This window comes from Candidatus Micrarchaeia archaeon, assembly GCA_041653315.1.
Classification (GTDB): Archaea; Micrarchaeota; Micrarchaeia; order Anstonellales; family JAHKLY01; genus JAHKLY01.
In genome coordinates this window covers 1-4008 of sequence record JBAZFO010000066.1, presented here as the reverse complement: position 1 = coordinate 4008, position 4008 = coordinate 1, and the positions used below count along the sequence as shown (strand labels likewise).

Sequence of the window (4008 nt, the reverse complement as noted above, 5' to 3'; positions counted from 1 at the left end):
AACACTTAATGCATTAGCTGGCAAATCAGCGCAACTTGCTAAAAAAGCAAAATTTAAAGAATGTGCATTTATCTATCCATTAGAGACTATATTAACACCTTTTGAAGTAGGCTATGAATTAGTTTATGCCTCTGATTTTGCAGTTTATGATTATTCTTTTAAATCAAAAAAAGAAGAAATAGAATTTGAAGGAATTTCAGTATTAAGTCTTGATGAGGATAAAAAAGAAGTTGAAAAAGGAATGAATGAAGCAGATATAATTGCATATTATAACTCATATGTAAGAGATTTAGTAAACATGGCGCCTTCTGAAAAGAATCCAGAAAAATTAACAAAAGAAATTTTAAATGAAGCTAAAAAATTAAAAATAAAAACTAAAGTTTTAGATATAAAAGATTTTAAGAAAAAAGGAATGGAAGCAATTGAAGCAGTAGGAAGAGGGAGTAAATATCCTCCAAAAATGATTATTTTAGAGTATTTAGGAGGAAATAAAAAAGATAAACCAATTTGTTTTGTTGGGAAAGGAGTTACTTTTGATTCTGGTGGTTTAAATATTAAACCTTCAATAGGAATGGAAGAGATGAAGTCAGATATGGCAGGTGCAGCAACTGTTGTTGGAACTTTATTTGCTGCTAAAGAATTAAAATTAAAGAAAAATATTATAGGGATAATTGGGCTAGCTGAAAATATGTTATCTGGAGATTCATATAAACAAGGAGATATATTAAGAGCGTATAATGGAAAAACAATAGAAATTTTAAATACAGATGCAGAAGGCAGATTAGTTTTAGCAGATTGTTTATCTTATGCTGAAAAGCATTATTCACCAAAATATATTATTGATTATGCGACTTTGACAGGAGCTATGGTTGCTGCATTAGGAGTAGAAAATGCAGGTTTATTTGCAGAAGATATTGAATTAATTTCAAAACTTATATGTGCAAGTGAATATTCATTAGAAAGAATATGGCAAATGCCTATGGATGAAGAATATGAAGATTTAATTAAAAGTGATATAGCAGATGTAAGAAATACCGGCAAAAAACCAGAAGCAGGTTCAATAACAGCTGCATTTTTCTTGAAAAATTTCATTAAAAAAACACCCTGGGCGCATATTGATATTGCAGGAACTGCATTTCATAAAAAAGAAAAACCATACGCCTATAAAGGCGCAACAGGTTTTGGTGTTCGCCTAAATATTGAGTTTTTAAAAGAGTAGTTAATGATAGAAAGTTTTTTAAAGATAAACTAACTTATAATATTCACTATGATCCCTAGTAATCCTATTGGGTTGCTAGATGTTTTTGGGGTCCATTAAGTTGGATCCCAATAATCCTTCTAGTTTTTATTTTGTTCTATATGTATTAATATTATGGAAAAAACAGCAATATTTATTGATAATGGTTATCTTAAATTAATATTAAAAAAATTTAATTGTAAATTAAGAATTCAAGATTTTTCTATTAATTTAGCAAAAGAGAATAATTTATGGTGTGATAAAATATTTTTTTATACGGCTCCTCCGTTTCAAAGTGCAAAACCTACTGAAGAAGAAAGAATAAGAAAAGCATCATATGATAAGTTTATAATTACTTTAAAAAAGATAGATAAACTTATTATACGCGAAGGAAGGTGTCAAAAGATAAATGATATATTTCATCAAAAAGGTGTAGATACTTTATTAACTATGGATTTATTTGAATCCTTTTTAGAATATAAAAATGTTATTATTATTACTGCAGATACTGATTTTGTGCCTATTTTAGAGAATCTTAGAAAAAAAGGGATGAATGTGATTTTATATTATTACACAGACAAAAAAAGAAATTCTAAATTCTCTATGTCTAATCATCTTCTTGATGTTTGTGATAAATCAATTTTATTAAATAAAAAACATTTTAATACAAAAGTTTAAAAGGCGCAACAGGTTTTGGAGTGCGCCTAAATATTGAATTTTTAAAATTAGAAAAAGTAAAAGATTAAAAAAAGAAAAAAATTAATTAGATATATTTAGGATATATGGTGCATAACAATGTCCAAATTCTATTTTTTTATTAAATTTTAGTTTTGGGTATTTTTTTGTAAATTCTGTTATTATAGAATCTAAAACTGATTCTTCTATCATTTTGTCAAAGTTGGAGGACATTTTATCTGAAACGTAATGTTTTATTTCATTTTTTTCATGTACACCTATCTTTGTTGCAACAATTATATCAGTTGAATAAAGTCCGCTTTTGTTAAACTTTTCAATTTCATATTCTATTTTTGATACAAACTCTCTTTTGAGAATTTCTTGTTTTGTATCTATTTCATTTTCTTGTTCTATTTTTATTTCTTGTTTATGATCTCCACATCCTCCTAAAATACCTGTACTTGCAATAACTAAAGCGCTGACTAAAACTGCTTTTCTAAAAAATCGCATTGGCATATTTGGTCTTTCTGTAATATTTTTTGAATCTGTTTTTTTATCTAATGTTTCAAAATTCATATTAATTACCCCTACAACTAGATTTATTATGTTATTTTATGTTTATAAATGTATTGTTTAAAATTAAAGAATAAATTAAACGTTTTTGTTTAATTATCTATCATTTTTGATAGTTTTCTTAATACAAAAGTTTAAAAGTTTCTTAATTGATTAAATATTTGATTTTATGGATTATAAAGGAAAAAACATAGTAGTAGCTTTAAGTGGGGGTTTAGACAGCTCAGTTGCAGCTTTATTACTTAAACAAAAAGGCGCTAATGTAAAAGGACTAATAATGGATTTATCTCCTTATTTAGATTCTAAGAAGGATATTGAAGATGCGCAAAAAATAGCTGAACAATTAGAAATTCCTTTAGAAATTGTAAATTTATCAAAAGAATTTAGAGAAAAAGTTATTCAATATTTTTTAGATGAATCATGGAAAGGAAGAACACCTAATCCATGTGTTCCATGCAATATGTTTCTTAAATTTGGTTTATTACAGGAATATGCTGTAAATAAATTAAAAGCAGATTATTATGCAACAGGCCATTATGCAATAAAAAAATGGGATAACAAATCTAAAAGATGGTTTGTATACAGGCCTAAAGATATTAAGAAAGATCAATCCTCTGTTTTATCTATGTTATCTCAAAAACAATTAGAAAAAACAATATTTCCATTAGGAAATATAAAAAAAGATGAAATAAGAAAAATAGCTGAAAAATATAATTTACATTCAAAAAATAGAGAGGAAAGCCAGGATTTATGTTTTTTACATGAGGATAAAGGAGATTTTATTGAAAGAGTATCAAAGAAAAAAGCGCGAAAAGGTAAAATAATTAATACAAAAGGAGAAATATTAGGAGAACATAAAGGATATATTTATTATCCATTAGGCCAAAGAAAAGGATTAGGAGTATCAGCGCCTAATTCTTTATATGTTAAAAAAATAGATACAAAAAATAATATTTTAACATTAGGAACGCGCGATGAATTAAAAACAAAAGAATTTTATGTAGGCGCAGTTAACTGGGTTGCTTTCGAAAAATTAGAAAAACCAATGCGCGCAGAAGTAATTGTAAGAAATAAACAAACACCACACAAAGCATATGTTTATCCAATTATTACACAAAAAAACAAAGTGCAAGAGACAAAAATTCATAAAAATACAAAAAAAGAAAATTGTGTGAAAGTTGTTTCTGATGAGCCAATTTTTGCAGTTTCACCAGGTCAGTTAGCAGTATTTTTCAAAAAAGATTTAATTTTAGGTGGAGGCTGGATAGAATGAAAAAACAATTCTTAAGAGGAAGCGAAATTAAAAAAATAGCGCAAGACATGCAAGATAAATACAAAGTTGAATTATTGAATAAAAAAGATAAAATAGAAATAGTTGAAACAGATGAGGCATGTGTTTTATTAAAAAATGACGTGCCTTTACTTTTTAAATATAAAAGTATAACTGCCAAAGGAGAAATAAAAGAAGAATGGATTCCTACTTTGAAAACTATTTTTGCAAATGAGATAAAAATAAAAAAAAT

General features: G+C 26.6%; 5 protein-coding genes. 4 read left to right on the top strand and 1 reads right to left on the bottom strand.

Going from position 1 to position 4008, the window contains the following annotated elements:
* Together WC356_07605 and WC356_07600 are read left to right on the top strand one after the other, a co-directional pair.
* Nucleotides 1-1219, top strand: a 1219-nt coding sequence (locus tag WC356_07605) for a leucyl aminopeptidase (protein MFA5383007.1), incomplete at its 5' end; no start/stop codon positions are given.
* A gap of 153 nt (nt 1220-1372) precedes the next feature.
* Entirely contained in the window at nt 1373-1915 is a 543-nt protein-coding gene (locus WC356_07600) for an NYN domain-containing protein (GenBank protein MFA5383006.1), read from the top strand.
* Between the two features lie 81 nt (nt 1916-1996).
* Here the strand turns inward: WC356_07600 and WC356_07595 are convergent, their stop codons facing one another.
* Entirely contained in the window at nt 1997-2488 is a 492-nt protein-coding gene (locus WC356_07595) for a hypothetical protein (GenBank protein MFA5383005.1), read from the bottom strand.
* Nucleotides 2489-2654: 166 nt separating this feature from the next.
* Between WC356_07595 and mnmA the strand changes: the two genes are divergently transcribed.
* Both mnmA and WC356_07585 read left to right on the top strand, forming a co-directional pair.
* Nucleotides 2655-3758, top strand: a complete 1104-nt coding sequence (gene mnmA / locus WC356_07590) for a tRNA 2-thiouridine(34) synthase MnmA (GenBank protein ID MFA5383004.1) — start codon at nt 2655-2657, stop codon at nt 3756-3758.
* The coding region (locus WC356_07585; GenBank protein MFA5383003.1) for a DUF1947 domain-containing protein at nt 3755-4008 on the top strand (254 nt) is incomplete at its 3' end. The genes mnmA and WC356_07585, both read left to right, overlap by 4 nt.

Excerpts from the sequence above, each read along its gene's own strand:
- WC356_07600 (MFA5383006.1), top strand. The coding sequence starts at position 1,373 with ATGGAAAAAACAGCAATATTTATTGATAATGGTTATCTTAAATTAATA.
- WC356_07595 (MFA5383005.1), bottom strand. The coding sequence starts at position 2,488 with ATGAATTTTGAAACATTAGATAAAAAAACAGATTCAAAAAATATTACA.
- mnmA (MFA5383004.1), top strand. The coding sequence starts at position 2,655 with ATGGATTATAAAGGAAAAAACATAGTAGTAGCTTTAAGTGGGGGTTTA.